This is a genomic window from Nonomuraea sp. NPDC048892, assembly GCF_040649735.1.
Taxonomy (GTDB): Bacteria; Actinomycetota; Actinomycetes; order Streptosporangiales; family Streptosporangiaceae; genus Nonomuraea; species Nonomuraea maheshkhaliensis.
The window spans coordinates 169,672-194,902 of the sequence record NZ_JBEZFZ010000001.1; the positions used below are offsets into that span (position 1 = coordinate 169,672).

The 25,231-nt window shown below is 67.7% G+C and carries 21 protein-coding genes, 1 pseudogene and 2 CRISPR repeat arrays; of the genes and pseudogenes, 14 read left to right on the top strand and 8 right to left on the bottom strand.

Translation table 11 applies throughout. From position 1 onward, the window contains the following. Nucleotides 1–231: direct repeats of the CRISPR family, unit length 31 nt; unit sequence GTTGAGAACCCTCGTGAGGGCCATGAGGACT. A 269-nt stretch (nucleotides 232–500) separates the two neighbouring features. Genes AB0C28_RS00795 through cas2 form a run of 8 tightly spaced genes read left to right on the top strand, consistent with a single transcriptional unit; the run spans nucleotide 501 to nucleotide 8,437 of the window. Further along, entirely contained in the window at nucleotides 501–1,229 is a 729-nt protein-coding gene (locus AB0C28_RS00795; protein ID WP_358072506.1) for a CRISPR-associated endoribonuclease Cas6, read from the top strand. Beyond that, nucleotides 1,226–2,638 carry a hypothetical protein gene (locus tag AB0C28_RS00800; RefSeq protein ID WP_358072508.1) on the top strand — a complete coding sequence of 471 codons (1,413 nt, stop codon included), beginning with the start codon at nucleotides 1,226–1,228 and terminating at the stop codon, nucleotides 2,636–2,638. Before AB0C28_RS00795 ends, AB0C28_RS00800 begins: the two co-directional genes overlap by 4 nt. Next, nucleotides 2,639–3,673 (top strand): type I-B CRISPR-associated protein Cas7/Cst2/DevR, encoded by a 1,035-nt coding sequence (gene cas7i, locus AB0C28_RS00805; protein WP_358072510.1) that lies wholly within the window; start codon nucleotides 2,639–2,641, stop codon nucleotides 3,671–3,673. Continuing rightward, nucleotides 3,670–4,347, top strand: coding sequence for a CRISPR-associated protein Cas5 (cas5, locus tag AB0C28_RS00810; protein WP_358072512.1), 678 nt, complete (start codon nucleotides 3,670–3,672; stop codon nucleotides 4,345–4,347). Before cas7i ends, cas5 begins: the two co-directional genes overlap by 4 nt. Next, complete coding sequence (cas3, locus tag AB0C28_RS00815; RefSeq protein ID WP_358072514.1) at nucleotides 4,344–6,692, top strand: CRISPR-associated helicase Cas3'; 2,349 nt, start codon at nucleotides 4,344–4,346, stop codon at nucleotides 6,690–6,692. The genes cas5 and cas3 overlap by 4 nt, the downstream gene beginning before the upstream one ends. Further along, complete coding sequence (locus AB0C28_RS00820) at nucleotides 6,689–7,186, top strand: CRISPR-associated protein Cas4 (protein ID WP_358072516.1); 498 nt, start codon at nucleotides 6,689–6,691, stop codon at nucleotides 7,184–7,186. The genes cas3 and AB0C28_RS00820 overlap by 4 nt, the downstream gene beginning before the upstream one ends. Continuing rightward, nucleotides 7,187–8,167: a type I-B CRISPR-associated endonuclease Cas1b gene (gene cas1b, locus AB0C28_RS00825; RefSeq protein WP_358072518.1), complete on the top strand. Its 981-nt coding sequence runs from the start codon at nucleotides 7,187–7,189 to the stop codon at nucleotides 8,165–8,167. A gap of 6 nt (nucleotides 8,168–8,173) precedes the next feature. Beyond that, complete coding sequence (gene cas2 / locus AB0C28_RS00830; RefSeq protein WP_358072520.1) at nucleotides 8,174–8,437, top strand: CRISPR-associated endonuclease Cas2; 264 nt, start codon at nucleotides 8,174–8,176, stop codon at nucleotides 8,435–8,437. A gap of 131 nt (nucleotides 8,438–8,568) precedes the next feature. After that, nucleotides 8,569–10,449: direct repeats of the CRISPR family, unit length 30 nt; unit sequence GTTCTCACCGCCCCTACGAGGGGTCTCAAC. Between the two features lie 323 nt (nucleotides 10,450–10,772). Here cas2 and AB0C28_RS00835 read toward each other — a convergent pair. Together AB0C28_RS00835 and AB0C28_RS00840 are read right to left on the bottom strand one after the other, a co-directional pair. Next, nucleotides 10,773–11,441, bottom strand: a complete 669-nt coding sequence (locus tag AB0C28_RS00835) for a DUF2637 domain-containing protein (RefSeq protein ID WP_358072522.1) — start codon at nucleotides 11,439–11,441, stop codon at nucleotides 10,773–10,775. Nucleotides 11,442–11,545: 104 nt separating this feature from the next. Then, nucleotides 11,546–12,718 (bottom strand): recombinase family protein, encoded by a 1,173-nt coding sequence (locus AB0C28_RS00840; protein WP_358072524.1) that lies wholly within the window; start codon nucleotides 12,716–12,718, stop codon nucleotides 11,546–11,548. Here AB0C28_RS00840 and AB0C28_RS00845 point away from each other — a divergent pair. From AB0C28_RS00845 to AB0C28_RS00855, 3 genes and pseudogenes are all read left to right on the top strand, one after another. Then, nucleotides 12,699–14,469, top strand: a pseudogene (locus tag AB0C28_RS00845) (hypothetical protein). The gene AB0C28_RS00840 and the pseudogene AB0C28_RS00845 overlap by 20 nt on opposite strands. A 60-nt stretch (nucleotides 14,470–14,529) precedes the next feature. Further along, complete coding sequence (locus tag AB0C28_RS00850; RefSeq protein ID WP_358072526.1) at nucleotides 14,530–16,848, top strand: 2OG-Fe(II) oxygenase; 2,319 nt, start codon at nucleotides 14,530–14,532, stop codon at nucleotides 16,846–16,848. Nucleotides 16,849–16,873: 25 nt separating this feature from the next. Beyond that, entirely contained in the window at nucleotides 16,874–17,068 is a 195-nt protein-coding gene (locus AB0C28_RS00855) for a DNA-3-methyladenine glycosylase I (RefSeq protein WP_358072528.1), read from the top strand. 159 nt (nucleotides 17,069–17,227) lie between these two features. Here the strand turns inward: AB0C28_RS00855 and AB0C28_RS00860 are convergent, their stop codons facing one another. The 4 genes from AB0C28_RS00860 to AB0C28_RS00875 form a co-directional block, all read right to left on the bottom strand. After that, nucleotides 17,228–17,791 carry a carboxymuconolactone decarboxylase family protein gene (locus AB0C28_RS00860; protein ID WP_357840438.1) on the bottom strand — a complete coding sequence of 188 codons (564 nt, stop codon included), beginning with the start codon at nucleotides 17,789–17,791 and terminating at the stop codon, nucleotides 17,228–17,230. After that, the gene (locus tag AB0C28_RS00865; RefSeq protein ID WP_358072530.1) at nucleotides 17,788–18,390 is read right to left on the bottom strand and encodes a helix-turn-helix domain-containing protein; all 603 of its coding nucleotides are present in this window, start codon (nucleotides 18,388–18,390) and stop codon (nucleotides 17,788–17,790) included. The genes AB0C28_RS00860 and AB0C28_RS00865 overlap by 4 nt, the downstream gene beginning before the upstream one ends. A gap of 72 nt (nucleotides 18,391–18,462) precedes the next feature. Then, the gene (locus tag AB0C28_RS00870) at nucleotides 18,463–19,323 is read right to left on the bottom strand and encodes a cytochrome c biogenesis protein CcdA (protein WP_357840435.1); all 861 of its coding nucleotides are present in this window, start codon (nucleotides 19,321–19,323) and stop codon (nucleotides 18,463–18,465) included. Nucleotides 19,324–19,331: 8 nt separating this feature from the next. Next, nucleotides 19,332–19,922, bottom strand: a complete 591-nt coding sequence (locus tag AB0C28_RS00875; protein ID WP_358072532.1) for a redoxin domain-containing protein — start codon at nucleotides 19,920–19,922, stop codon at nucleotides 19,332–19,334. A 777-nt stretch (nucleotides 19,923–20,699) separates the two neighbouring features. On the opposite strand from AB0C28_RS00875, the gene arsM reads away from it, so the two are divergent. Both arsM and AB0C28_RS00885 read left to right on the top strand, forming a co-directional pair. Then, on the top strand, nucleotides 20,700–21,464 hold the full coding sequence (gene arsM, locus AB0C28_RS00880) for an arsenite methyltransferase (protein ID WP_358072534.1): 765 nt from the start codon (nucleotides 20,700–20,702) through the stop codon (nucleotides 21,462–21,464). Nucleotides 21,465–21,558: 94 nt separating this feature from the next. Continuing rightward, nucleotides 21,559–21,705 carry a hypothetical protein gene (locus AB0C28_RS00885; RefSeq protein WP_357840426.1) on the top strand — a complete coding sequence of 49 codons (147 nt, stop codon included), beginning with the start codon at nucleotides 21,559–21,561 and terminating at the stop codon, nucleotides 21,703–21,705. Nucleotides 21,706–22,157: 452 nt separating this feature from the next. Here AB0C28_RS00885 and AB0C28_RS00890 read toward each other — a convergent pair whose 3' ends face one another. Further along, nucleotides 22,158–23,054 (bottom strand): SDR family oxidoreductase, encoded by an 897-nt coding sequence (locus tag AB0C28_RS00890; RefSeq protein ID WP_358072536.1) that lies wholly within the window; start codon nucleotides 23,052–23,054, stop codon nucleotides 22,158–22,160. Nucleotides 23,055–23,115: 61 nt separating this feature from the next. Between AB0C28_RS00890 and AB0C28_RS00895 the strand changes: the two genes are divergently transcribed. Then, nucleotides 23,116–23,997: a LysR family transcriptional regulator gene (locus AB0C28_RS00895; RefSeq protein ID WP_357840420.1), complete on the top strand. Its 882-nt coding sequence runs from the start codon at nucleotides 23,116–23,118 to the stop codon at nucleotides 23,995–23,997. Between the two features lie 238 nt (nucleotides 23,998–24,235). Here the strand turns inward: AB0C28_RS00895 and AB0C28_RS00900 are convergent, their stop codons facing one another. After that, entirely contained in the window at nucleotides 24,236–25,204 is a 969-nt protein-coding gene (locus AB0C28_RS00900; RefSeq protein WP_357840417.1) for a LysR family transcriptional regulator, read from the bottom strand. Between the last annotated feature and the right edge of the window lie 27 nt (nucleotides 25,205–25,231).

A 25,231-nucleotide genomic window follows, 5' to 3' on the forward strand; every position in this document is an offset into this window, starting at 1 on the left:
CACGTTGAGAACCCTCGTGAGGGCCATGAGGACTTCTTTGCGATGGCGCTCTGCCAGTAGCGCCACATGTTGAGAACCCTCGTGAGGGCCATGAGGACTCGCGTTCCACGTCCGCGAGGCCCGTTACCGGCTCACGTTGAGAACCCTCGTGAGGGCCATGAGGACTTCTTTGCGATGGCGCTCTGCCAGTAGCGCCACATGTTGAGAACCCTCGTGAGGGCCATGAGGACCCCAAAGTAAAGCCGCAGGTCACACCTGGCAAGCGGGACGGCTGAAGGACCTCTTTTGCAGTGAACCTCCGGTCGTGCAGGAAACCCGGGAGGTTCGCTGCAGAATTCATGATCATAATCCGCCTGCCGACGCCACGACAAACCTTAGCCAAGGATCTTGACGCTCCATACAACCCATGGCATCACCTGCAGCAACGCAGGAGAAGCAGCTCGTCCGCTCCCGTCGTCCATCTGTAACTAGTGAAGGCAAAGAAGAACCGGGAGGCAAGGATGCGGGTACGGGTCGACGTCGCTACGACCGCCACCGAAATCCCGTGGGCCATGGTGCTGGCGCCGGGCAGAGGACTGATCTACAACGTGCTCGATCGCGAAGCCCCCGTCGTCGGCCGCTACTTCCACGATGGCGGCATGGCCCCGTACGGAATGGTCCCCATCGGTCACGGAGCTCCGGTGTTTCCCCTGGCGAAGCGTCGGCGGGGGAAGTACGCGGCGGGCGGCCAAGGCTGGATCGAGATGGGAAGTCCCGTTCTTGACGTCGCGATGGCGCTGGCTCAGGGCATCAAGCAGCAGGAACTGCTGGATTGGGGCGGTGTGGCGTTCCACGTGCTTGGCGTGACCGCGGTGGATCCGCCTGAGTTCGCCTCGGGGCGGGCACGTATCAGGACGAGCACGCCGGTCGTCATGAAGGGGTCAGGGCGTGACGCGACTGGAGTCCGCGTCACCCGCCAGGCGTGGCTGCTTCCGACGGAGCCGGAGTTCCCGGCGTACTTTCAGAACAACCTCAGGCGCAAGGCCGAAACCTTGGGTCTGGACCCCGAGGTGTCACTGACGGAGATCTCCTGGGTGGGCGCCAAGCGTTCTTACCGCGTGGGGCAGGGGGCGAAGCCGGGCGCGCCCGTCGAAGTGGAGTTGGTGGGAGCGCCCGAGACCTTGCGCGCCATCTGGTCCTGGGGACTGGGGCAGGCCAATGCCGCAGGTTTCGGCTGGGTGGCCGCGTGAGCGACGACGACCAGCACCGGGTGGCGTTGACGGCGCACCCTCTGCAGCGGGTGGGTGCGTACGCGCTGGCATACCTCGGAAAGGCCTCCTCGCCCGAGGCGCTGTCGCCGGATGCGTTCACCCGGGCCGTCGAGCGGATGACCGGTGACGCTCTTCGCGCCGCTCTCGTACGGGATTCCAAGAACGGCGAGGGGTTCTGGCTCAAGGCGAGCCTGTCGATCTTCCCGAATTCGAAGATGAACCATCACAGCAACGCCAAACGCGACGATGACGCGATCCGTGAGGCTGTGCGGGCATGGCGTCGGATGCCGGATGAGGCATTGTGGCCACCGGTGGCGTGCGTGTTGTGCGGCCGGCAAGCGGTGGGGTTCTTCGGCAAGGTGGACGTTCCGCTGGCCGAGAGTGATCTCTATCGGAACAACACACCCCGCCGCCATTCGGGGATGGCCTTGTGCTGGCCATGCCTGTGCAGCTTCCACGCCCTTCCGTACGGGTGCCGTCTCACCGGCGGACCGTCAGTCGCGCTGCACAGCTGGGACGAGCGGTTCATGGCGCGGACGCTGTCACGACGGGTGGAGCGTAACCAGCAGTTGATCGCGCTGGGCAGGCCCGACACGAAGGAGGCCGGCGCGAACGAGGTACTCGCCTTGCGGGCGTTGCGCCTGTACGACGATCGGCTGACGGCGGGCGTGGAGCTGCTGATCTTCAGCAACAACAACCGCGGCCAGACATTGGATGTCCAGTCGTTGGAGCAGCCGCTCGCCGAATGGTTGCGGCGCGCGTCGCGTCCGCCGCGCTCGCGCGGCTACGTCTCCTTGGTACGTGCCCACGCGACCCCCAAGACGGCGGGCGTCGTCGGCCTGGCGCGCAATGCCTTTCGCGCACCGGAGCGGATCGTCGGCGCCTGCAGCCGGTATTTGACGGCGTACCTCGACCAGGGCGTGATCCGCGAGGACACGAGCGCGCTGGCCGAGTTGTGCCTGTCCTTCGTGAGCGAGGTGACCCAGATGAATCAGAGCGAGATCGACGAGATCAAGGCCGCGGGAACGCAGGTGGCGATCTGGTTGAAGGCCGAGAACTCCGCCGGGCCGTTGCGCGCGTTCAACGCGACCCGACAGGAGCCGGCTCGGATGCGGTACTGGCTGATGCGGCGCAACATCGATGCGCTGCTGAAGCCGGTCGACGGGCTGGAGGGTCCGCTGATCACCGAGAGTCAGTTCCGGCTGCTGTTCGACCCGGAGGTCGAGCAGGCGTGGTTCCACCGGCAGTTGCTGTTCGTGTCCGTGGTCCAGCGCCTGCACGAGCTGGGATTCGCGCCGGAGGACGGGGCGAAGGTCGCCGCCGAGATGCGGGACGACAACAGCGAGCATCCAGAGGATCTTGAGCACTTCAAGGACGAGGAGTCATAGATGAGCTATCTGGTGGGGAAGATCGTCCTGGATGTGACGGCCGGGGCACCGAACAACGGGCTGGGCGAGGACAACGTCGCGCGGGTGAAGCAGCTGCGGGTCGGACGGGACATCCATCCGTACGTCTCGGCGCAGGCGTTCCGTCGCTGGGTCAGGGATTCGTTGCCGGCCGGCGAGCCGGTGTCGCCGGTGGTCCGCTCCGGCAGCGGTCAGAAGCAGCAGGCGTACACGCAGGGGCGCCCTGACCTCTACCTGGATGACGACCTCTTCGGCTACATGGTGGCGGTGAAGGGTGACAAGACCAAGACCTGCCAGCGTGACACCGTCCTGGCGACCGGTACCTTCGTGTCGGTCGCCCCGCGCCGCCCGGATCGGGATTTCGGCACGATGAGCCGCGGATTCGCCGCCGGCGAGAACCCGGTGTTGCACGGGCACGAGTTCTACAGCGCCGAGTTGGCCGGTGATGTGCTGCTGGACCTGCCCAGGATCGGCGTGTTCGAGACCGATGGCACTGGGCTCAAGGTGGCGCTTCCGGAGCCGGCCGCCAAGCAGGCGCGGGAGGCCGGCGCCGAGGAGGTCGGCTTCCGTGGGACGTCCGCGCTTCGGCTGAGCATCGCGGAGCGGCGCAGGCGAGCCGCTCTGCTGCTGCGGACGTTGTCCGCGGTGCGCGGCGGAGCCAAGCAGTCCCTGCATTACGGAGATCGAACCCCGGCTCTGGTCCTGCTGGCACCGGTCAAGGGCGGGATCAACCCGTTCACCAGAGTGCTCGGCGCACGAATGGATCGTACGCAGTTCGACGCCGCAGTGCTGCGGGCGGAGATCGAGGCGTGGAGCGATGAGCTGGACGGACCGGTGCTGCTCGGCTGGGCTCCCGGATTCCTGGGTGCGCAACGGGACCAGGTCCGCTCCGAGCTCGACGACCTGATCGGCGCCGGTGTCCTTATCCTCGACCACCCCCGGCTGGTGCTGAACACGCTGGCCGGGCAGATCGAGCGTGGGGAGCGGGACTCCTGGTTCGAGGACGAGAAGGGATGACGAAGTCTGCCGAGGCCCTGCGGGTGACAGTGACGGCCCCGATCGTCTCCTTCCGCAACCCGCTGTACGCCGGAGTCCAGCTGACGCTGCCCTGTCCGCCGCCGGCCACCGTGGGCGGCATGCTGGCGGCGGCGGCCGGAGGATGGGGCGCGGTCGACCGGGGCCTTCGGTTCGCGATGGCCTTTCACGCTCGCGGTGCGGGGGTCGATCTGGAGACGTACCATCCCCTGGACGCGACGGGGAAGAAGGCCGATCCCACACCCCGGGAACGCGAGTTCCTCACGGACGCCACGCTGACCCTGTGGTTGCTCACCGAACTCGGCCTGTGGGAGCGCCGGTTGCGCCGACCGGTATGGCCGCTGCGGCTCGGCCGCAGCCAAGACCTCGTCGGGGTGACGACGCGGCGAGTGATGCTGCACGCCGAGTCGGGGCGGCAGGGGGCTGCTGTCCTCCCTGAGGCGAACAGCCCGCAGCCGATCGGAACGCTGCTGCGGCTGCCGACGGCCATCTCCCTGGATCGTGGGCGTACGCGCTGGGACGGCTATCACTTCGATGCCACGGGGCGTTCGCAGGTTCTGGTCACCGGTGACTGGGCCGACGACGGGCAGGCGGTCGCGCTGCTGGCGCCGGTCCATCCCGATCAGTTGCTCGCCGCAGTGGGCACACCCTCATGAAGCTGGAAGATCTCTTGGCCAAGAGCCGGCCGAGAGAGAAACTCACCGCGCACTTGGCCGCGACCCTGGACGGCGCCATCGCGCTGCGCCGGCGCGTCGGTACCGTCCCGGTCTTGGACGAGGCCACGGGCGGACGGTTCTGGGCCGCGGTGTGCCTGGCGGGGCTCTGCCACGACGCGGGGAAAGTCCCGGACGGCTTTCAAGCCATGCTGAAAGGCCACACCAAGTCTTGGGGAGAACGGCACGAGATCGTCTCCCTCGGCTTCCTTCCCGCATTGTTGGAGGACGAGGAGTTGTTGATGTGGACGGCCACGGGCGTGGCCACACATCACCGCTCGCTGGAGGGAGGACGCGGCCCGCTCCAGCCGCTCTACGGTCACGCGTCAGAGGCGGAATGGCGTGACCGCCTTCAACCACTTCCCCAAGACGCCGCCCTCGAATTGGCGGAATGGCTGCTCGACCTCGCACAACGATCCCGGCTACCGGTCGGGCACGTTCCGCCGCGCGTCTTGGACGTGATCGGAGAAGCTCGGCAGCTGTTCGATCGCCTCTGCCAATGGTGGGAAATGCCGGCTTCGGGCCATCGAGGACTGGCGGCGGTTCTCCTCCAGGGAGCCGTCACGCTGGCCGACCATGTTTCCTCCGCCCACGGCGTTCTGCACTTGCATCAGCCGCTCAACGACTCCTTCCGTCCGCATCTGGAGGACGTACTCGCAGGCAAAGGCCACCGGCTTCGTCCACACCAAGGCGACGCCGCCGACTCCAAGGGACACCTTCTGCTTCGTGCTCCCACGGGCTCGGGCAAAACAGAGGCCGGACTGCTCTGGGCGGCCGCACAAGCCACCGAGATGTCGAGTCGTACCGGCGGAATTCCCCACGTGTTCCTCACCTTGCCCTACCTTGCCTCGATCAACGCCATGGCACTACGGCTCGGCCGGCTGCTGAAGAACGACGACCTGGTCGGCGTCATGCATTCGCGGGCTGCGTCCTTTCACCTGGCCCAAGCCGTATGCCCGGATGACGAGGAGGAACGCCATGCCGAGGCCGCGCGCAAGGCCGTCTCCCGCGCGGCGGCCACCCGGCTGTTCCGGGAAACCGTTCGGGTGGGAACGCCGTACCAGATTCTGCGCGGCGTGCTGGCCGGCCCCACGCACTCATCCCTCCTGATCGACGCGGCGAATTCCATTTTCGTCCTGGACGAACTCCATGCGTACGATCCACGGCGGCTCGGCTACATCCTGGCTACGGCTCACTTGTGGGAAAGGCTCGGCGGACGCGTCGCCGTACTTTCCGCGACTTTGCCCGACGCCCTTGCCCAGGCTTTCCGTGACGCGCTGGACGCGACGATTCACCTGGTCGAGGCCGATACCGACGGCATGCGGACACGTCACAGGCTGCGCCTGCGCGCCGGACACCTGACCGGACAAGAAGCGATCGAGGAGATTCGGCAACGGCTGGCGGACAACGAAGCGGTGCTCGTGGTGGCGAACAATGTGGCCGACGCCCAGCACTTGTTCGCCGAACTCGCACCTTCCGTCGCGGAAGAGGCGGCGTTCCTGCTGCACTCTCGATTCCGGCGGATGGATCGCTCCGCACTTGAAGAGGCCATCGGCAGGCGTTTCGGCACCGGCCTGGATCGACGTCCCGGGCTGGTCGTTGCCACGCAAGTGGTCGAGGTGAGCCTGGACGTCGACTTCGACTGCCTGTTCACCTCGGCCGCACCGCTGGAGGCACTGCTACAGCGTTTCGGGCGAGTCAACAGAATCGCTGCCCGCCCTCCCGCCGAGGTCATCATCCACCCGGCGACCTTCGCCCCACGCCGTACCGGAGGAGCGGACGTCGCCGACGGCGTCTACGAACGCGTCCCCGTAGAGCTCGCATGGGACATCCTCAGCCGCCACGACGGCGAACCCGTCGACGAAGCCCACGCGCGGGTCTGGCTGAACGAGGTGTACGAATCGGACTGGGGTCTTCAATGGCGTGCCGAAGTGGAGCATCACCGCCACGTCTTCGCCGACGCCTTCCTCACCTTCGCGCACCCATTCGTCAGCAGGGACGATCTCGCTGAACTCTTCGACGAACTGTTCGACGGTACAGAAGCCGTTCTGGACCAGGACCGCGACAAGTACGAAGCGGACCTGACCAGCATCGACGGGGACCGGAAAGCCGGACGCCTCCTCGCCGAGCGCTATCTCATCCCGATGCCGTATTGGGCCGCACCCATGTCCACCTGGGAGAAGAAGCTCGGCATTCGCGTTCTGAACGCCGAATACCACCACCGCTCAGGGCTGGGTCGCATCCAAGGACCCGCCGCACAGACCTACCAGGCAGGTGAAGTCTTGTGATCACGGCAGCCGACGTCGGCGGCGTCCATATCAAGTACCTCTACCACTGCCCCCGGCAACTCTGGCTGTACGCCAGAGGCGTTCGCCCCGAACACCTCAGTAATACCGTCCAACTCGGCGAAGCAGTTCACGAAACCTCCTACAGCCGCAGCTCTCCCATCGACTTGGGCGCGGCGCAGCTGGACCATCTGGACGGAGCCGCCTGGGTCCACGAGGTCAAATCCTCCGCGAAGCCCAGTCGCGCCGACGAAGCCCAAGCCATGCACTACTGCTATCGGCTGCACGAGGTCGGGGTCGCCGCGCAGGGTGGAATCCTGCACTATCCCAAGACCCGGCGGACAAAGCGCCTGCCGTACACGAGCGAAGCCGCCGAGCAGGCCACGGCCGACATCGCCGAAGTGGTCAAGGTCGTCTCCGCCGCCGACTCACCGCCGCGCCTGACTCGTTCGGCCTGCCGTGGCTGTTCCTACTCCGACTACTGCTGGAACGAATAGATGCCCGCTGCGTCCCGTACCTACTGGCTCACCACACCCTGCCGTATCCAGCGCAAGGACCAGTCCCTGCGCATCGAGAGGATCGAAGGGGCACCCGTCCACATCCCGATCACCGATGTGCGCGACATCGTGGCGTGCGAGTCCGTCGACCTCAACACCGCCGTGATCAGCCTGCTCAACCGCCACCACATCAACGTCCACTTCCTCAGCCACTACGGCGACTACGCCGGCTCACTGCTGACTGCCGAAACCAGCACCTCAGGCCAGACCGTCATCGCACAGGCCCGTCTCGCGGACGACCCGTCAGCCTCCCTCAGCATCGCCCGCGCCATCGTCACCAGCGCAGCCGCGAACGTCAGGCGCGTCGTCGATCGAAAACTTCTCACCCGGCCCATGGAGCGCCTCGAAAAGTCTGTTACGGAGGCGAGCACCCGAGAAGAACTCATGGGAGCCGAAGGCACCTTCCGCCGCTCGGCCTGGGCCGTCATGGACACACGCCTGCCCGACTGGCTCAAACTCGACGGCCGAAGCAGAAGGCCACCACGCAACGCCGGCAACGCCTTCATCAGCTACGTCAACGGAATCGTCTATGCCCGGATTCTGTCCGCTGTACGTTTGACGCCCCTGCACTCCGGAATGGCCTTTCTGCACAGCACCATGGAACGCCAACGCCACTCACTGGTCCTCGATCTGTCCGAAGTGTTCAAACCCCTGTTCGCCGAACGTCTGCTACTCCGGCTCTCCGGACGAGGACAACTCAAGCCCCACCACTTCGACATCGACGTCAACCAGGCCATGCTCAGCGAAACAGGCCGGAAGCTGGTCGTCCAGACCGTCCGCGACGAACTCGCCGTAACGGTCCAGCACCGCGGCCTTGGACGCAACGTCGCCTATGACGAACTCCTCTACCTGGAGGCGCTGCAACTCACCCGCCGCTGCCTCGAAGGGGTCCCGTACAAGCCGTTCAAGATCTGGTGGTGACGCGGCGTGTATGTCGTGGTCGTCTATGACACTCTGGCCAGTCGCAATGCGGCGATCCTGCGGCTGTGCCGGCAATACCTGCATCACGTGCAACGCAGCGTCTTCGAAGGCAACCTCAGCCCCGCGCAGCTGCGGAGATTCCATCACAAGGTGACTGACGTGATCGATGCAAGCTACGACAGCGTACTGGTCTTCACATTCCCGCCTGGGACGAAGCCCGAGCGCCAAGAATGGGGAATCGGACAGCCCGCTCCCGACGACATCCTCTGACCCGAAAGCCAGATTGTTGATCATGTTTATGCAGCGAACCTCCCGGGTCTCCTGCACTACCGAAGGTTCGCTGCAAAACGCGCCTGCCGCAGGACTGAAACATGGCCTCTGAACTGCCGCTTTACACTGGGGTTCTCACCGCCCCTACGAGGGGTCTCAACAGGTCCGGATCCGCCTCCATGAGACGGACCGCGAGTTCTCACCGCCCCTACGAGGGGTCTCAACATGCCGCAGGCGGCGCACGGGAACTTTTCCGGGAGGTTCTCACCGCCCCTACGAGGGGTCTCAACCCACGGTGGATGTCGTAGCGGGTGATCCGGTATTCGGGTTCTCACCGCCCCTACGAGGGGTCTCAACAGGGCAGCACCGCCGAGGACCTCCAGCGGGCGGTCCCGGCGTTCTCACCGCCCCTACGAGGGGTCTCAACGCCTGAATGCGGATCTTGCACCCGCCGTACGGCACCGGTTCTCACCGCCCCTACGAGGGGTCTCAACGTGGGGCTGACGAAGGCGAGGCCGGCGGTGCGCCAGTTCTCACCGCCCCTACGAGGGGTCTCAACGGGAGCTGAACGCCACGGTGGCGGATCTGGCCGGGGTTCTCACCGCCCCTACGAGGGGTCTCAACAAGGACGACCGCCCGACCAAGCTGCCGTGGACTCACGTTCTCACCGCCCCTACGAGGGGTCTCAACAGGTAGCGGATGAACGCCATGGCGTCCGGCACAGGTTCTCACCGCCCCTACGAGGGGTCTCAACGACACCTCCCTCCTGTTTAGCATCCTGGCCAGGAGGTTCTCACCGCCCCTACGAGGGGTCTCAACGCGGAGCCGGAGCCTCGGAGGGATGTACGCGCCGGAGCAGTTCTCACCGCCCCTACGAGGGGTCTCAACGCGGCTGCGAGCGCGAAGCCGGCTACATCCTCACCCAGGTTCTCACCGCCCCTACGAGGGGTCTCAACAGATCAGCTCCCCGCACAGTCCCGTCACATGGGAGGTTCTCACCGCCCCTACGAGGGGTCTCAACGCTTTGGAGGAGCGGGAGTTGACCGAGGGCGACGCGTTCTCACCGCCCCTACGAGGGGTCTCAACGCCTTGTAGAGGGCGACGGTGCTGGTCGTGCAGGGGTTCTCACCGCCCCTACGAGGGGTCTCAACTGGGAGAGGCACAGGACCCGGTAGACGCTGCTCGTTCTCACCGCCCCTACGAGGGGTCTCAACTGTTCGTGTGCAAACTCCAGCCAGAGGAGACGATCCGCGGTTCTCACCGCCCCTACGAGGGGTCTCAACCGCAACTCCTCCAGGCGGCCCACGAGCCACGCCGTGCCCGTTCTCACCGCCTCTACGAGGGGTCTCAACAGTGCCCGCACCGGCCTGCCCGCGAAGCTGGAGGTCCTCACCGCCCCTACGAGGGGTCTCAACGCCAGGTGCGCGCCGTAGCTGCTGGTCTTCCAGCCCGGTTCTCACCGCCCCTACGAGGGGTCTCAACAAGACGTCCGCGGCCTCTTCGATGCTGACCAGGAGGGTTCTCACCGCCCCTACGAGGGGTCTCAACTCGTCGGGGCATTCCGTCGTCCCGTACCAGCCGAACCCGGTTCTCACCGCCCCTACGAGGGATCTCAACCAACGGTCGTTGGCGACGATGAACGAACCCGGCCCGTTCTCACCGCCCCTACGAGGGGTCTCAACGGGGTGGCGCGCATCAGGATCGACGTGATCAGGGTTCTCACCGCCCCTACGAGGGGTCTCAACTGGCAGCGGGCAGAGCAGTCCTGGTAGTGGTCCAGGAGGTTCTCACCGCCCCTACGAGGGGTCTCAACTTCAACGTCCACCCCTTCGTGGCCGAGCGCGCAGGTCCTCACCGTGAGCTACGAGGGGTCTCAACTGGCCGGGCTCGCCCCGAAGGACGACCGCCCGACCAGTCCTCACCGCCCTCACGAGGGCTCTTAACACACCATGACCGTTTTGCCGTTGATGCCGAACGCCAGGGTCCTCACCGCCCCTACAAGGAGTCTCAACCTGCTCAGCGGTTCCATGGCGAGGTGTTCGAAGATGACCTCACCCCCTACGAGGGTCTCCATTGGTTGTCGCCGTTGAACCTGCAGCCGAACTTCAGAAGGCCCTCACCGCCGATGCCCATTTGACCCCCGCATAGCAATCGTCGCCGTCATGGCCACCCACCAGAGTTGTTGCCCGTGGCCGTACGTGTCCGTGCACATGGCCGGTCAGGATATTGATCGATTCCCTTAGGGCGAAGGAGTTCGCGACGCTCCTCCTGACCGTGGCAACAGTCGCTGTCATGACATGGTCCCAAGAGTCGTACCTCTCGGTGACTCACCCAGTCATACGAGACTGGAATGATCGTGCTCGGCGAGCTTCCCCTCAAGACCTATTCGCTTGATCCAGCGGCCCCATCGTGCACTCCGCGCGAAGTGCTCAGCGATGACCTTCCCCGATGGAAGAGCCCCGTCGGGCGTGCGATGCGCCAAGGCCCACTGCCAGGCCGTTCGATGTAGGTTTTCCGCTCCGCCGACATCAGGTTCCGCCGACTCTGAGAAGTCGTGGTCGTCGTCGCGAACCGATCCCGCCGTCTCAGTCGTATCGGCCGGCTCACCAACAGCTCCCTCGTCTGGAGCTCGGCGAATCTGACACATCAACAGCTCATAGCTGCCGATCAGGGCGGCACTCGGCCAGGCCGCGATGATGCGCCCGATCAGGCTCGGCTCGGCTATGGCGATGTTCGCCCCGAGGCTGGCCAGGCTGCCGACCATCAACATGATCCACGCCAGAGCACTGCCCCGCGAACCGTACCGGTTGGCCAGGAGGATGGACATCGAGGCGACGACGATCGCGCCGTCCACCGCGAGTGGGATGAGCACCGCCGCCAGCTGATCCTCACCGTGCCGGAGACACAGCTCGTGCATGTGCCGGAACGACACGACCGCCGCGATGCCCGCGAGAAGCAAAACCCCGGTGATCGTCGTACGCCGGATGCGACGCACGGCCCCCATATTCGGCTCCATCGCTGTTTAGCCCTCCCGACCAGGGAGAACAAGCGTGGTGGAGGCGCTGAACGGCATGTACGTATCGGCAGTGTCTCCCCTCGGACACAGGATTACCCCATGAAGAGCTCGTCCCGCAGGGCGAGCTCTTCATTATTGAGCTCAATCACAACGCGGGTCGCCGCGTGGCAGATGATGATCAGGCCGTTGGCTCGTAACGCAGAGACTATCCCTGCCAGCTCCTTCGGTACCCGGTCGCCGACCTGCGTTAATAGCTCCGCCAGCAGCCGATCCTCACGCACGTATAGAAACTTCGGGCCGGACGCGTCGCGAGGTCTGGCGCTGGTGTAGCCGTGACGGCATCGATAGCCGGGACGTCCGTTCGCCCAATGCGAATCCAGACGGCGCCCGCAGAAGCCGCACTTCAGCAAGCCGGCGAGCAGATAGACGCGCGGACTGCCGTCCTGGGCGGGTCGAGCAGCTCGGATAGCCTGCGCGGCGACGAAGTCGTCGTCGCTGACCAGTGCCGGATGGCTCCGCTTCGTCGAGATCGCCCACTCCTGAGGAGCGTTCCAGCCGCGCGTTGTTACATCGGCGGCGCCGCTGTTCTGACGGTTCCAGACCTGGCGACCGGTATAGCGCGGATTGCTGAGGATCGCGGCGACGGTCCGTAGCGTCCAAGCATGCCCAGACCTATGTGGGTTGCGCTGGCGATCCATGTCCGAGGGGCACGGTACGCAGCGTTCGTTCAGCATCCGAGCGATCCCCGTCACGCTGACTCCTGCCAGCCGCTGTGCGAACATCCACCGTACGTGCGGCGCCGTGGCCGGATCGGCATCAAGACGGCGTCCCCAGCGGGCGTGCGCCCGGTTCGGATGCGGGCCCGCGTCTACCAAGCGGTAGCCGTACGGCGGGCGCCCACCGAGAAAGCGTCCCTGATCGGCAGCCTGGTTCCGCATCGCGGCCAGCACGCGGTAGCGGGCACGCAGCACCTCCCGCTGTGATTGCCCGCCAAGCAACAGCATCAACGCCTGATGCATCGGGCTTGCTGGATCTACCGGCCCACCTGCCTCCGGCATCCACAGCTGGACGCCGTAGGACTGAAGGAGCGGCAGAAGCTGTGTGAGCTGATCCCCGCAGAACGCTCTTTCGTACTCGCCGACCACGATCGCGTCCCAGCCACGGTTCGGATCGGTCAGAGCCATCAGCAGCTCGGCGGACTGCAGCCGCTCGCTCCACGGTAACCGCCGCGAGTATCCGACATCCATGAACTCGGCCACGATCACGCCCCGGCCCGTGACCAGGATCTGCGCCGCCTCTGCCGGCTACCTCGCGATCCCCGCCTCCACCTTCACCAGTTGGGCCTTCGGCTACCAACGCCACCAGCGCGGCGGCCGTGCGATCCGCACCAAGCCGGTCATCACCGCCACCCGGGCAGAGCAGGCCGAACGAAGCGTCCGTGCCGTCCATCGGCCTGGCCGAGGGCCACGCACTGGCCGCATTTCGGCAGGCTGGCTTACCGCTGCAGCACATCCGGCCGGCAATCGACGCGTTGCAGCGCGAACTCGGCCTGGAACACGCCCTGGCCAGCCGCCGGCTCTTCACCGACGGCGCCGAAGTCCTCTACGGCTACGCCGCGCACGTTCGTCATCAACCAGCAGGCCGTCTTCGCCGCCTCCGACAGTCCTGGCCCCTTCATCCACGCCGTGCACACCGATCGACTCGAGCGCCTGTATCCGCCACATCACTGACACCTGCGGCGTGGTCGCCGGGTGTAATGAACTGGAGCATGCCCAAGAGCCGCGGCCGCCGCAAGGCCACCGGCAGCAGGCCGGTCCGTCGTTCGCCCCTGCCACCGCGCCGATCTGACCTGCTGCTGCGTGACGCACGGCAGCTCACCGGCCTGGCTGATCCACTGGTGGCCGAGGTCTGGGCCAGCAGTTGGCTCGGTCAAGCGTGGGTGACCGCGGAGCTGAGCGAACGCGAGGCCGAGCATCGCTTGCGCATGGAGGTGACCGGCCGGGCATGCACCACGCCCTCACCGCACTGCTTGGGAGCGATCGCCGCGCTGTCGCGGGTCGCACCCGCGACCGACGTCACCATGCTGGCCGAGACGATCGACATCCTGGTCGAGACGCAGCCAATGCCTCCCTGGTACATCGCCGCATCCGCGGGCGCGGAATGGACCGCGACATCGGCGTGGCGAGCGGTGGACGTGTGGGACAGCGAACAGGTGCTGCTCGTCGATTACGACGGCCCGCATCCCCACACGTTGATGGCCCAGGTACTCAAGCCGGGTGGGCTGATGATCGGCAAGATCGCGATCCTCGAACCCGGCGCCGCCGCGCAGTGGGACCAGCGGCACGAATCCGACGAGGTGCCCATGCCGATCACCCAGGCTCCGGTGGCTGAGGTGCTCGCCGACCTGGCCGACGCGTTGCGCACCACGGATATCACCTGGCCGCGCAACGACGACGAGGACTTCGTCGACAATCGGGCACTGGCCTGGTCCCGCTGCCGCGATCACCTGCCCGCCTGGCCCGAACGAGACAGCCTGCCCGAAGCCGAACGCCACCGCCTCATCCAGGAGTTCACCACCGCCGACCATCTGGACGACGACGTGAGCAGGTCACTGGCCGAGCTGTTCCTGGACTACGGCGAGGGCTACGTGATCTCCGGCCCGCTGGCTTGGAGCCCGGACGAGGTCATGCTGCTGCTCACCGACTGGCTGCCCCGCAAGGCCGTTCTCGATGCCGCCCAGCGTGCGGCCCTTCCCGACGTTCTGCGCCGGTGGGTGGCTTACGCCCTCGGCCGGCGCGGCGTCGAGGCACGCTGGATCACCCCGGTGGTCGACGCCGTCGAGGCCCACCTTCCCGCGTTCCGGCAGGCGTTCGATGACGACACTTCCTGGGGACCCGCCAAACAGATCGCCGCCGCTCTCACTGAACGCGGCATCGACCTCACCGATCGGCAAGCCGTCGACGGTACCATCCACGCCCTCAACGCCGAACGACTCGCACGCCGCCTCCTCCCGTGATCAAGTGCGGGTACCGATAAGCCGCGTTGCGGTCTCGATCGTGGTCCAAGGAGGAATTCCGTGCCCGGCATCGCTCGTGAACAAGTGGCCGAGTTGCTCGCCACGTCGGCGGAGTCCGCTGCGGCCAGCGCCTTGCGAAAGCTGCCAGCAGCCGATCTCTCGGTGGCGGTCGATGGACTCGGTCCACTGCGGTTTCCCATCGGCGATGAGCAGGCCGTCCAGCTACGCGAGCTCGGCCGCCGGGCGCGGTTCGGGCGGGGTGAGCAGACCCTGACCGACCCGGAGGTGCGCGACACCTGGGAGATTCCCCAGGAACTGGTGCGTATTGAGTGGACGGAAGCGTTCACGACCGTCCTTGACGGGATGGGCGCGGAGCTGGGACTGCCACCGCACTGCCGGCTCATGCCCGAGCTGCACTCCGTGCTCCTGTACGAGACCGGGCAGTTCTTCGTCTCGCACCAGGACTCCGAGAAGGACGACGCCATGGTCGCGACCCTGGTGGTGTCGCTGCCGTCCGCGCACACCGGCGGCGAGCTCGTGGTCGAGCATCAGGGCCAGAGCAAGAAGTACCGGGGACTGAAGACCGCGGTGTCGCTGGTGGCCTTCTACTCCGACTGCCGGCACCAGGTTCTGCCCGTGAAGAGCGGCAACCGCGTCACCCTCCAGTACAACCTGCTCCTGAGAGGAGACAACCAGGTCTCGGCGACCGAAAGTCCGCTGGTCGGCGACCTCGCCACTGCCCTTCTCACGCACTTCGCCACCCCGGTCGTCCTGCCTTACAGTTCCCGGAAGGGGAAACCGCCGGCGCGGCTGGCGTACCTCCTCGACCACGAGTACACCGCCCGCGGGCTGAGCTGGTCCCGGCTGAAGGGATCAGACGCCACGCGGGGCGCCCTGCTGCGGGCCGCAGCCGAGCGGGCGGGCTGTGAGATCACTCTGGCCCTCGCGGAGATCCAGGAGACCTGGGACGCCTACGACCCCGACGAGGACGAGGACGCGTGGTACGGCCCCCACGAGGACGAGGGTCCCGACGACTACGAGGACCCGGGCAGCGCTGACGACAAGCAGTACGTCCTTCAGGACCTGATCGAGACCTCCACCACCCTCGCCCACTGGATCGGCCCGGAAACGGGGCGGCTGGAGGACATCTCGCTGGACATCAGCGACGCCGAGGTGGCCTCGACGACCCCGACGGCCGACATGACGCCCTACTCCTCCGAGTACGAGGGCTACATGGGCAACTACGGCAACACCCTGGACCGCTGGTACCGGCGGGCGGCGTTGGTCATCTGGCCCCAGGGCCAGGGCTTCGCCAGCCGGGCCGAAGCGTCTCCAGGATGGGCGCTGGACGAACTCGCCGTGACAGCCCGTGCCGGCAAGATCGCGGAGGCTCGTGAGGCGGCGCGGTCGCTGGAGTCCTTCTGGCACGCCGCCGGCCGTTATCCCGGCCAGGCCGAACTTCTGGGCAAGGCGTTGGAGGCGGCCAGAGAGCTGGATGACACGGAGATCGCCGCCATGCTGCTGCGGCCGTTCGCGCTGGAGCGGCTGGTCCCTCCTCATGGTCCGGCATTCGCGGCCCTCGCGTCGCACTACGGCGACACCTGGACGGATGGCCTGCTGCACCACTGGACAGAGGGCTGGCGGCCCGGCTCCTACGGCCTCGCCCAGGCACCGTTGGATTGGTTCGAAGATCTCCCACGCCTGTGTGCCGCGCTCTCGGCGGAGGGAGGCGCGTCCACCGCAGCCGCCCGCCGCATCATCGAAGTGTCATGGACGATGTTCGCGGGCCAGGTCACTCCAGCACTCGACGGGCCACTCACCTCCCGGCGGGAAGCATGGCTGACAGCCTTGGGGGCGCCGTGCTCCGGGATCATCGCGGCCGCGGCCGGGCTGGGATTGACGGGCGTTCTGAACAACGCCCACAAGCTCACGCGAACGGCCGCTGATCGGACGCACGCCCTGGCGATGGCGACGCTGCGTGCCGCTGGGACGCGCCGAGCGGGCTTCGACGAACTGGCCCTCAACTGTGCCGACCGAATCCGCGCATTACTGGCGCAGCCACAACGCGCGCCGGGCGACTGGTCGATCGAGCTGCCCACCGGATGCGCGTGCGAGCTGTGCGAGAGGCTCGGCGCGTTCCTCCGAGCCCCTGAGCGGCGTGGTGCCGACTGGCCGCTCGCGAAGGACAGGCGCAGGCACGTCCACGCCAGGATCGATGAGGCCGAGCTGCCTGTCCATCACGAGACCAGGCGGCAGGGCCGCCCGTACACCCTGGTACTGACCAAGTCAGAAGCCCTGTTCGAACGTGAGCGTCTCGCCCACGAGCGCCACCAAGCGGATCTGGCCTGGCTCACCGATGAGTGGAAGGTCTCCATCTGAACCGGCACGGATATCGTCAGGCCACATGAATGTGTGCACGGGAATGGGGATCGCGGCAGGCGACGGCCCGACCACCGTGTACGCGTTCATGCAGGCGATGGGGCTGATCAACGACCACGTCGAGGGGTGCGTTATCCAGGCCGAGGCTCACTCGGCCCACCAAGCGTTCGCCCGCCCCGGCTACCTCCCGAGATCAGCGGCAGGCCGGCTGCGGCACTGAAGCGCCTTCAAGTGCCACGAGGCTGTCCAGTAAGCGGCGCAGCATCATCGCTGAAGCCGACGACCGTGGTGGCCGTCTCCGGCGGCGAGTAATCGAAGGCCGACCCTGAGGCGCGTCGCCCGGTTGCACCGTGACGACGCCGGGCCTGAGCGGCACGGATCAGACTGCCGCCTGGTCCCGGGCCCACTTCTGGTCGGCCCAGGCCGGGTCCAGCGGGGTGTGCGCGAGGTGGTTGGTGTAGTTGGACAGGGTCTTCATGCCGACACCGAGCACGATGTCCAGCACGTGGCGGCGGGTGTGCCCGGCGGCCAGGAACGCCTCGATCTCGGCCTCTTCCACCCAGCCCCGCTGCGCCACCATCGCACGGGTCAGGCGGCGGACCGCCTCCAGCGCCTGGTTAGCGAGCGGCCGGCCCGCGCGCAGGGCCTCGACCACCTCGGCCGGCACCCGGGCACGCAGGGCCAGGGTGGAGTGCGCGGCCACGCAGTACTCGCAGCCGTTCTCGACGCTGGCCGTGATCAGCACCACCTGCTTGGCCGCCGCCGGGAGCGAGGACTTGCCGAACTGCTCGGCCAGCGCGTTGTAGCCGGCCAGCAGTTCCGGCGACTCGGCCATCACCCCGTTCAGCGTGGTCACGAACCCCATCCGCTTCTTGGCCGCCTCCAGCATCGGCCGGGCCGCCTCGGGGGCGTCACTCTCGTCGTAGGTACGGAAACCGCTCATCGTCTCTCCTCGGTAGTGGTGAAACCATCCAGTACGGCGCGCACGCCCGCCAGCAGAACGGCCGCCTCGGCGCCGGCACGTGAGCGCAGGTTGACCGCATAGGCCTGCAGGGTCAGCGCTTCAGCGGCATCCCCTAGCTTTAGGCCAGCCCGGAGCTGGCCTTTCGTCCGCGCCACTTCCAGCGCGGCGCGCATCGCCGCCCGCAGCGCGTCGTGGTGGCGGTCCAGAATCTCCCGGATCTCCGGCAGGCCACCGCTCGCCGTGGCGTGCGTGTTGGTGACCAGGCAGCCCCAGCGGGCGTGTTCGCCGCTGCACCGCGCCGCCACCAGCCGCTCGAAGAACGCGGCGATGGCCGGCACCCCCCGGGTGTCGGCGGCCAAAGCCTCGAACACCGGCCGCGACTGCCGCTCCCGATAGCGGCCGAGCGCGGCGGCCTGCAGCTGCGATTTGCCACCGAAGGTCGCATACAGGCTGGAGCGGCTGAGCCCCGTCGCCTGGACGACGTCGGCGATGCCGGTGACCTCGGCCCCGCGCTGCCAGAACAGGCGTACGACCTGGTCGAGCGTGGTGTCGGGATCGAAGTGCTTGATGTCGGGCATCTCGCCACCTCCTATCTTGGAACGATTATTCCAAGATAGGAGGTGGCGAGATCGAGGGCAACCTTCTTCCCATCAGCGAGCTCGATCGCCGCGGCGCGCCGTGCGCACCGCCAGCGCCGCCAGGACGAGCAGGATGAGCACGACCGCGATCGGCCCCGGACCGAGCCCACCCACCCAACCGGCGATGGTGGCCTGCACGGCGGTCGCCGCGCCCACGATCGGGTCGTCGGCATCGGCGCCCGCGAAGACGCGCAGCTCGTACCAGCCGTAATACAGGACGTACAGGCCGGCGAGGGTGAGCAGGGCGCCGCTGGCCCTGGACACATACGGCAGCAGCCGCCGCAACCGGGCCACGACGGCAGCACGGGCGAGCGCCACCGCCAGCGACAGGGCGGCGACGACCAGGCCCATGCCGAGCGCGTACGTGGCGAACGCCGCTACCCCGCCGACCAGCCCGCCGCCGGACAGCGCGGCGGAGGCGACCGCGAGGAACGGCCCGACCGTGCACGAAAGGGAGGCCAGCGCGTAGGACAGACCGTAGCCGTACAGCGACAGCGGCGAGGTGGTGGGGCGGCCGGTGGTCAGACCGGGCAGGCGCAGCAGCAGCTCACGGCCGGACAACAACCACAGGCCCAGCCCGACCAGCACCACCCCGATGACCAAGGTCGCCCATGGCAGATAGCCGCCCACCGATACCGCCAGCACGGTCACGACCAGCCCGAACAAGCCGAAGACGGTGACGAACCCGGCGGTCATCGCCGCCGACAGGAGCAACGCGCGGCGGATCGGACCCGCCCTGTCCTGGTCGTTGATCAGCAGCGTGAGGTAGGCGGGCAGCATGGCGAAGCCGCACGGGTTGAACGCGGCCACCATGCCGGCGGACAGCGCCAGGGCCAGCGGCGCCTCGGCGACGCCCATTTCAACGGCGGACATGGGCGCGGCTACCGGCCGAGCAGCGTGCGAAGGTGCTCGTCCAGCTTGTCGCGGCCGAGCGGACCAGAGGCCTTCTGGGTGGAGCCGTCCGGCTTCATGAAAACAAACGTGGACTGCTCGCTGACGCCCAGCTTCGTCCACACCGCACCCTTGGCGTCCGACAGATGCACCAGATCGCCGGTCCCGGTGCGCTGGACGAACTCTTCCATCGCCGCCTCGGTGTCCAAGGAAGCGACTCCGACGAACGCGACGTCATCGTACTGGGCGGCGGCCGTCTTGACGGCGGGGGCCTCCGACAGGCACTTGGGACACCACGGCGCCCAGAACCAGAAGGCGATCGGCTTGCCCGCCAGACTCTCGCCCTGGAAGGTCTGCCCGTCCAGAGTGCGGGCGGAGAACCGCAGCGCGGCAGGCACCGCAGCCGTGCCCGCCGCCGGGGTCGTCTCCGCCGGAGAGGCCGGCGGAGACGACCCCGGCGCGGAGGTGACCGTGGTGACCGTAGCCGCCGAAGGCCCGGTCTCATCCTGCCCTGCGGTGCCACACGCGGCGGCCAGCAGGACGAGCATCGCCATCGCGGCCGTGGTTCGCACGCTGCTCATACCGGTCACCCTAGAAGCGCTGTCCTGCGCCACTTCTTACAAGGCGATGACGGCGACGCTTTCACGAGTCTCAACGCTCTGGTACGACACCTTCGGACGCGCCGACGCGGCACGTCGCCCTCGATCGCCAACGGCGGGTGCAGCGCCGCGTCATCCATGGGACGGGGCGTCATTCACCCCGACGTGCGCGGAGAAGCGCCTGGCCGCCAAGGGCCCCTGCACTTCCACACCGAACCGGGCAACGACGTGCACCGCATCGTCCACGATCCCGTCTGCCCCCGGCTCCCAATCCTGCCGACGGCACCGCCTTCCTCACAGGCTGGGCCGTCGGCCGGTTCATGCAGACGGGGAATCCGCATCCCCCGAACCCAGGAGCTGGTTTCCGACCCCGGCGCCGCCCGCAGAGCGGTCACGGCACGCGTGGAGTCGTAGACCCCCGCCATGTCGCGCAGCCTCTTGAAGGTTCTGAGGTCGAACCGGTGATCGGTGAGATTGTTGCCGGGGCGCCGGCGATGATGCCATCGAAGTCCTCAGGGAAGCGCTGGGCCCTCGCATCGATCATCTGCGTGTAAGGCCGACCGTGGCGGACGACATCACCAGGCTTGCCCGCTCCGTGATCTCTGCCGTCTCGAAAAGGCACAACCTCGATTCAGCCGGCATTGGGTGAACCTGGTTACTCCTGCGAGGTCAAGGCGCAAAGCCGTACTCCCACATCTTGACTGATTCGATGAATATCTATTTAGATAGAAGTCTCATCAGCTCACTACGGAGGCTCCCATGAGCCAGCTCAATGAGGTGCAGGAAGAAGTAAGAGCCCGTTACGCCTCAGCCGCACGTGCCGTCACCGCCAACACATCCTCCGGCTGCTGTAGCAGCGGCTCCAGCTGCGGTGTCGACGACAGTCAGGTCTTCGGCAGCGGCCTCTACGAGCCTGCCGAACGAGACGCCCTGCCCGGCGAAGCCGTCAGCGCCAGTCTCGGCTGCGGCAATCCCGTCGCCGTCGCCGACCTCCACGAGGGCGAAACCGTGCTCGACCTCGGCTCCGGCGGCGGGATCGACGTCCTGCTCTCCGCCCGACGCGTTGGTCTCGCGGGCAAGGCCTACGGCCTCGACATGACCGACGAGATGCTCGACCTGGCCAAGGCGAACGCAGCCAAGGCCGGGGCGACGAACGTCGAGTTCCTCAAGGGCACCATCGAGACGATCCCACTGCCTGACGCCACGGTCGACGTCATCATCTCCAACTGCGTGATCAACCTGTCCATCGACAAGCCGGCCGTCTTCGCCGAGACCTTCCGCGTCCTCAAGCCGGGTGGTCGCTTCGGCGTCTCTGACGTGGTCTCGGAAGACCACCTCACCTCGGCCGAACGTGCCGAGCGTGGCGACTACGCCGGCTGCATCGCGGGCGCGCTGTCCATGGCCGAGTATCGCGCGGGTCTGGCCGCCGCCGGCTTCACCGACATCGCCGTCACGCCTACGCATCAGGTCGCGGACGGCATGCACTCGGCGATCATCCGGGCAGCGAAGCCGCCCGCTGAGTGAAACGCCTGCTCGGCTTGATCGCTCCCGCCATACACTCTGGCCGGCGAGATCTTCGCCGGCTCGGGATGCCACGGAGCGTGCACGGGTACGCGAGATGGAACGTCGGATCGCGGAACTCGAGCAGGATAACGCCTTCTTGAAAACCTTCGGCTTCGCCGACCTGAAATCCTGGCGCGTCCTCACCAAGCTCCGCACGGACGCCACCCAGGCCACCACGCTGCTACGCGCCTGCTCGTCCTGACCAACAGCCAGATCACCCGGTGACAGATGCACCGCGGAGCCGGCGCAGGGCCCGGCGGGCGGCGAGGTCGGGGGCGAAGACGTCGGGGTCACCGGACGCTTCCGGGCCGTCCAGACTGCGCACCCGATCTCGATCCGCCGCGGCCCGACGAGCGCGCCGGACTCGCTATCGCAGGCGACCCACTTGTGCACGCCTTCGCTCTTGTCCGGGCCCATCGCGGCCGCGCACTCCTCGGGTCTCCTGGAGCGTCCCCCTGGCTCTTGCGCGAAACCGGGATCTCGATGCAGCCGGAACAGGGTCGGCGGCGCTGTCCGGACCGGCGGGACGAGACGCAGAGGCTCCGCGACACGCGTGCTGGACGGCTTCCCCAGCCTTGACGGAACCCCCTTCGTGAGGTTCCCTCCGGCTGGTGTACGCACTTCGAGGGGAGGCGCCCGGCGATGCCGTCGAACCTAGCGGGCGAGGTAGCCGCCGGCGGTGTCGAGGTCGTGGCCCACGACGGCGCTCGAGTCGTCCGAGGCGAGGAACATGACGACCCTGGCGATCTCCTCGGCGCTCACGATCCGCTTGATCGGGTAGTCCTGAGCGATCTGCTCGTACGTCAGCCCGAACGCCTCGGCCGCGCGCCGCAGCATGGGCGTGTCCACGGCGCCGGGTGCCAGCGCGTTCACCCGGATACCGTCGGCCGCGTACTCCAGGCCCGCGACCTTCGTCAGCGACGCAACGGCGTGCTTGCTGGAGTTGTACGGCGCGATCGTGGCCCACCCGACCTCGGCCGACACCGACGCGGTGTTCACGATGGCGCCGCCGCCCCGCTCCAGCATCCTCGGGATCTCGTACTTCATGCCGAGGAAGACACCGGCGGCGTTGGTGCGCCACACGGCCTCCAGGTCGGCAAGCGTCTGCTCGTGCAGGCGGACCGCGCGGGGGCTCTCGATCCCGGCATTGTTGACGGCGATGTCAATCCGGCCGTGGCGGCGTACGCACGCCTCGACGAGGTCGCGCACCTGGTCCTCCTCGCGGACGTCGGCGCGCCGGAAGGTGGCCTTGCCACCCGCGGCCCGGATGCTCGCGGCGACCTGGCTTCCGAGCGTCTCGCGCCGGCCGCAGAAGAACACCGCCGCCCCCTCTGCCGCGAACGCGCGGGCGGTGGCCTCGCCGATGCCGGACGTGGCACCGGTGATCAGGACGACCTTGCCGGCGAACCGGTCCCGTGTCCGCTGGGCGGTTCCGGGCGTGGGTGCAGGAGTGGTGGCGGCCACGGCGGTGCCGGGCGCGGGGACGGTAGCGGCCACCGCGGTGGCGGCGAGGACGGTCCTTCTCGACAGCGCTGACTTGTGCGTGGTCATGCCGACAGGCAACCAGTCGGTGCGCGTCGCGGGCCAATACCTGTGCCCATACATTTCAGGCATGGACGTGGACACCCGGGTGCTGCGCTACTTCGTCACCGTTGCCGAGCGGCTGAGCTTCACGCAGGCGGCGAAGGAGCTGTTCGTCGCGCAGCCGTCGCTGTCCCGGCAGATCCGGCAACTGGAGGAGCGGCTCGGCGCCGATCTGTTCACCCGGCCCGAGGTCCGGCTCACCCCGGCCGGTGAGCAGTTGCTGACCGCGGCGCGCCGCCACCTCGCCGAGTGGCAGGAGACGACGAGGCTCGTACGGACCACTGCCGCGGCCGACCGCAACGTGCTGCGGGTCGGGTTCGTCGTCGCGGGCGGCGGCCCGCTCGCCCGGCGGGCCCGGACGGCTCTCACCACCTGCCATCCGGAGGCGACCGTCGAGCCGAAACGGTTCGAGTGGGCGGGTGAGACGCAGGCGCTGCGGGACGGGCAGGTGGACGTGGCCTTCGTGTGGCTGCCCGCCGACCTGATCGGGCTGTGCAGCGAGGTGGTCGCTACGGAGCCCAGATGCGTGGCGGTGGCCGCCACCCATCCGCTGGCCGAGCGGGAGTCAGTGGGCATAGCCGATCTGCGCGACGAGCCGATCGGGTGGACCCGGGTGGCGCCGGCCGAGTGGGTCGACTGGTGGGCGGTGAACCCCCGACCCGACGGGTCCGCGCCGGTGTGGGGGCCCAAGAACGACAACGTCGACGAGATGCTGGAGCACGTGGCCACGGGTGCGGCGGTGTGCATCGGCGTCCGCTCGATGGCCGAGTACTACGCGCACCCAGAGCTGAAGTGGCTGCCGATCACGGACATCGAGCCGCTCCGGATCGCGCTGGCCTGGCCCCCCGGCACGATCAACCCGCTGGTGGGCGAATTCGTCCGGATCGTACGCGAGGTGGCCACGGGCTGACCGATGCTCACCGGCACGGGGCTCGGCGAGTCATCAAGAGGCCGGCCGCATCGCCCGTGGACAAGCTCACCCCGGCAGATCATCTTCCAAGGGCCCGACTACCGGAACCCTCGTGTTTCGCGGTTTTGCAAGATCGATGTGCGTATCAGCGATGGCCGGTTTCAGGAGGTCTTCGCTGGGATGCCGGGCGGTAGTGGGTGCGCGGGAGGAGCATCGGCGGTGTCTGTAACACCCTGGTTCAAGGTGATCCGCCGATGCTCCCCGATGGCACGTCACCCTCGCTGGGCGCTGCTGGCGGCCCCCCGTGGCCGCAGGCGGGGGCGGGTGGTGTGGGGAACAAGGAGCGGAAGTTGTGGACCATCGGGTTCGGGTCGCCGGTGCGCCAGACCAGGTCCAGGGTGACGACCCGGGTCGGCGGCAACAGCGGCCGGAAAGCCACGTCGCCCCGCCGCAGCCGGGCCACCGACTCCGGCACGATGGACACGCCGATCCCCGCCGCCACCAGCCCGACGATGGTCTGCATCTGCACGGCCTCCTGCACGATCCTGGGCTCGAACCCGGCCGCCCTGGCCACGGCGATGATCCGGTCGAACAACGCGGACCCGTACCGCCTCGGGAACATCACGAACGGCTCGCCGGCCAGCGCCGCCGGCGGGATCGACGTGCTCGTGGCGTGCGGATGGCCGGCGGGCAGCGCGGCGAGCAGCAACTCGCGCGCCACGGTCCTGGTGGTCAGCACCTCGGCGGCGGGCCCCGCGAGCGGCGCGTGCAGGAGGCCGACGTCGAGCAGGCCCTGGCTCAGTTCCTCGGCCTGCTGGGCGGTAGGCAGCTCGCGCAGCTCCACCTGGACGCCCGGGTAGCGGGCGCGGAAGCGGCGCAGCACCCGCGGCAGGGTGAGGTTGGTCGCCGACCCGACGAACCCGATCACGAGCCGCCCCGCTTCTCCCCTGCCGACCCGCCTGGCCGATTCGGCGGCAAGCGCGGAGTGGGCCAGGCACGTGCGGGCCTCGGCGACGAACGCCTCGCCCGCGGGCGTGAGGCGCACCTGCCTGGTCGTGCGCTCGAACAGCCGCACGCCCAGCTCCTCCTCCAGCTTGCCGATCTGCTGGCTGAACGGCGGCTGCCGCACGCCCTCCCGTAGCGCGGCCCGGCCGAAGTTGAGCTCCTCGGCGAGAGCGACCGCGTAGCGCAGCTGCTGAAGATTCATATGCCATCGATATTAATCAACACGTAT

What these genes read in the sequence shown, in the direction of transcription:
- AB0C28_RS00795 (WP_358072506.1), top strand. Translation starts at nt 501, where the DNA reads ATGCGGGTACGGGTCGACGTCGCTACGACCGCCACCGAAATCCCGTGG.
- cas7i (WP_358072510.1), top strand. Translation starts at nt 2,639, where the DNA reads ATGAGCTATCTGGTGGGGAAGATCGTCCTGGATGTGACGGCCGGGGCA.
- cas5 (WP_358072512.1), top strand. Translation starts at nt 3,670, where the DNA reads ATGACGAAGTCTGCCGAGGCCCTGCGGGTGACAGTGACGGCCCCGATC.
- cas3 (WP_358072514.1), top strand. Translation starts at nt 4,344, where the DNA reads ATGAAGCTGGAAGATCTCTTGGCCAAGAGCCGGCCGAGAGAGAAACTC.
- cas1b (WP_358072518.1), top strand. Translation starts at nt 7,187, where the DNA reads ATGCCCGCTGCGTCCCGTACCTACTGGCTCACCACACCCTGCCGTATC.
- AB0C28_RS00835 (WP_358072522.1), bottom strand. Translation starts at nt 11,441, where the DNA reads ATGGGGGCCGTGCGTCGCATCCGGCGTACGACGATCACCGGGGTTTTG.
- AB0C28_RS00855 (WP_358072528.1), top strand. Translation starts at nt 16,874, where the DNA reads ATGAATGTGTGCACGGGAATGGGGATCGCGGCAGGCGACGGCCCGACC.
- AB0C28_RS00860 (WP_357840438.1), bottom strand. Translation starts at nt 17,791, where the DNA reads ATGAGCGGTTTCCGTACCTACGACGAGAGTGACGCCCCCGAGGCGGCC.
- AB0C28_RS00865 (WP_358072530.1), bottom strand. Translation starts at nt 18,390, where the DNA reads ATGCCCGACATCAAGCACTTCGATCCCGACACCACGCTCGACCAGGTC.
- AB0C28_RS00870 (WP_357840435.1), bottom strand. Translation starts at nt 19,323, where the DNA reads ATGTCCGCCGTTGAAATGGGCGTCGCCGAGGCGCCGCTGGCCCTGGCG.
- AB0C28_RS00875 (WP_358072532.1), bottom strand. Translation starts at nt 19,922, where the DNA reads ATGAGCAGCGTGCGAACCACGGCCGCGATGGCGATGCTCGTCCTGCTG.
- arsM (WP_358072534.1), top strand. Translation starts at nt 20,700, where the DNA reads ATGAGCCAGCTCAATGAGGTGCAGGAAGAAGTAAGAGCCCGTTACGCC.
- AB0C28_RS00885 (WP_357840426.1), top strand. Translation starts at nt 21,559, where the DNA reads ATGGAACGTCGGATCGCGGAACTCGAGCAGGATAACGCCTTCTTGAAA.
- AB0C28_RS00890 (WP_358072536.1), bottom strand. Translation starts at nt 23,054, where the DNA reads ATGACCACGCACAAGTCAGCGCTGTCGAGAAGGACCGTCCTCGCCGCC.
- AB0C28_RS00895 (WP_357840420.1), top strand. Translation starts at nt 23,116, where the DNA reads ATGGACGTGGACACCCGGGTGCTGCGCTACTTCGTCACCGTTGCCGAG.
- AB0C28_RS00900 (WP_357840417.1), bottom strand. Translation starts at nt 25,204, where the DNA reads ATGAATCTTCAGCAGCTGCGCTACGCGGTCGCTCTCGCCGAGGAGCTC.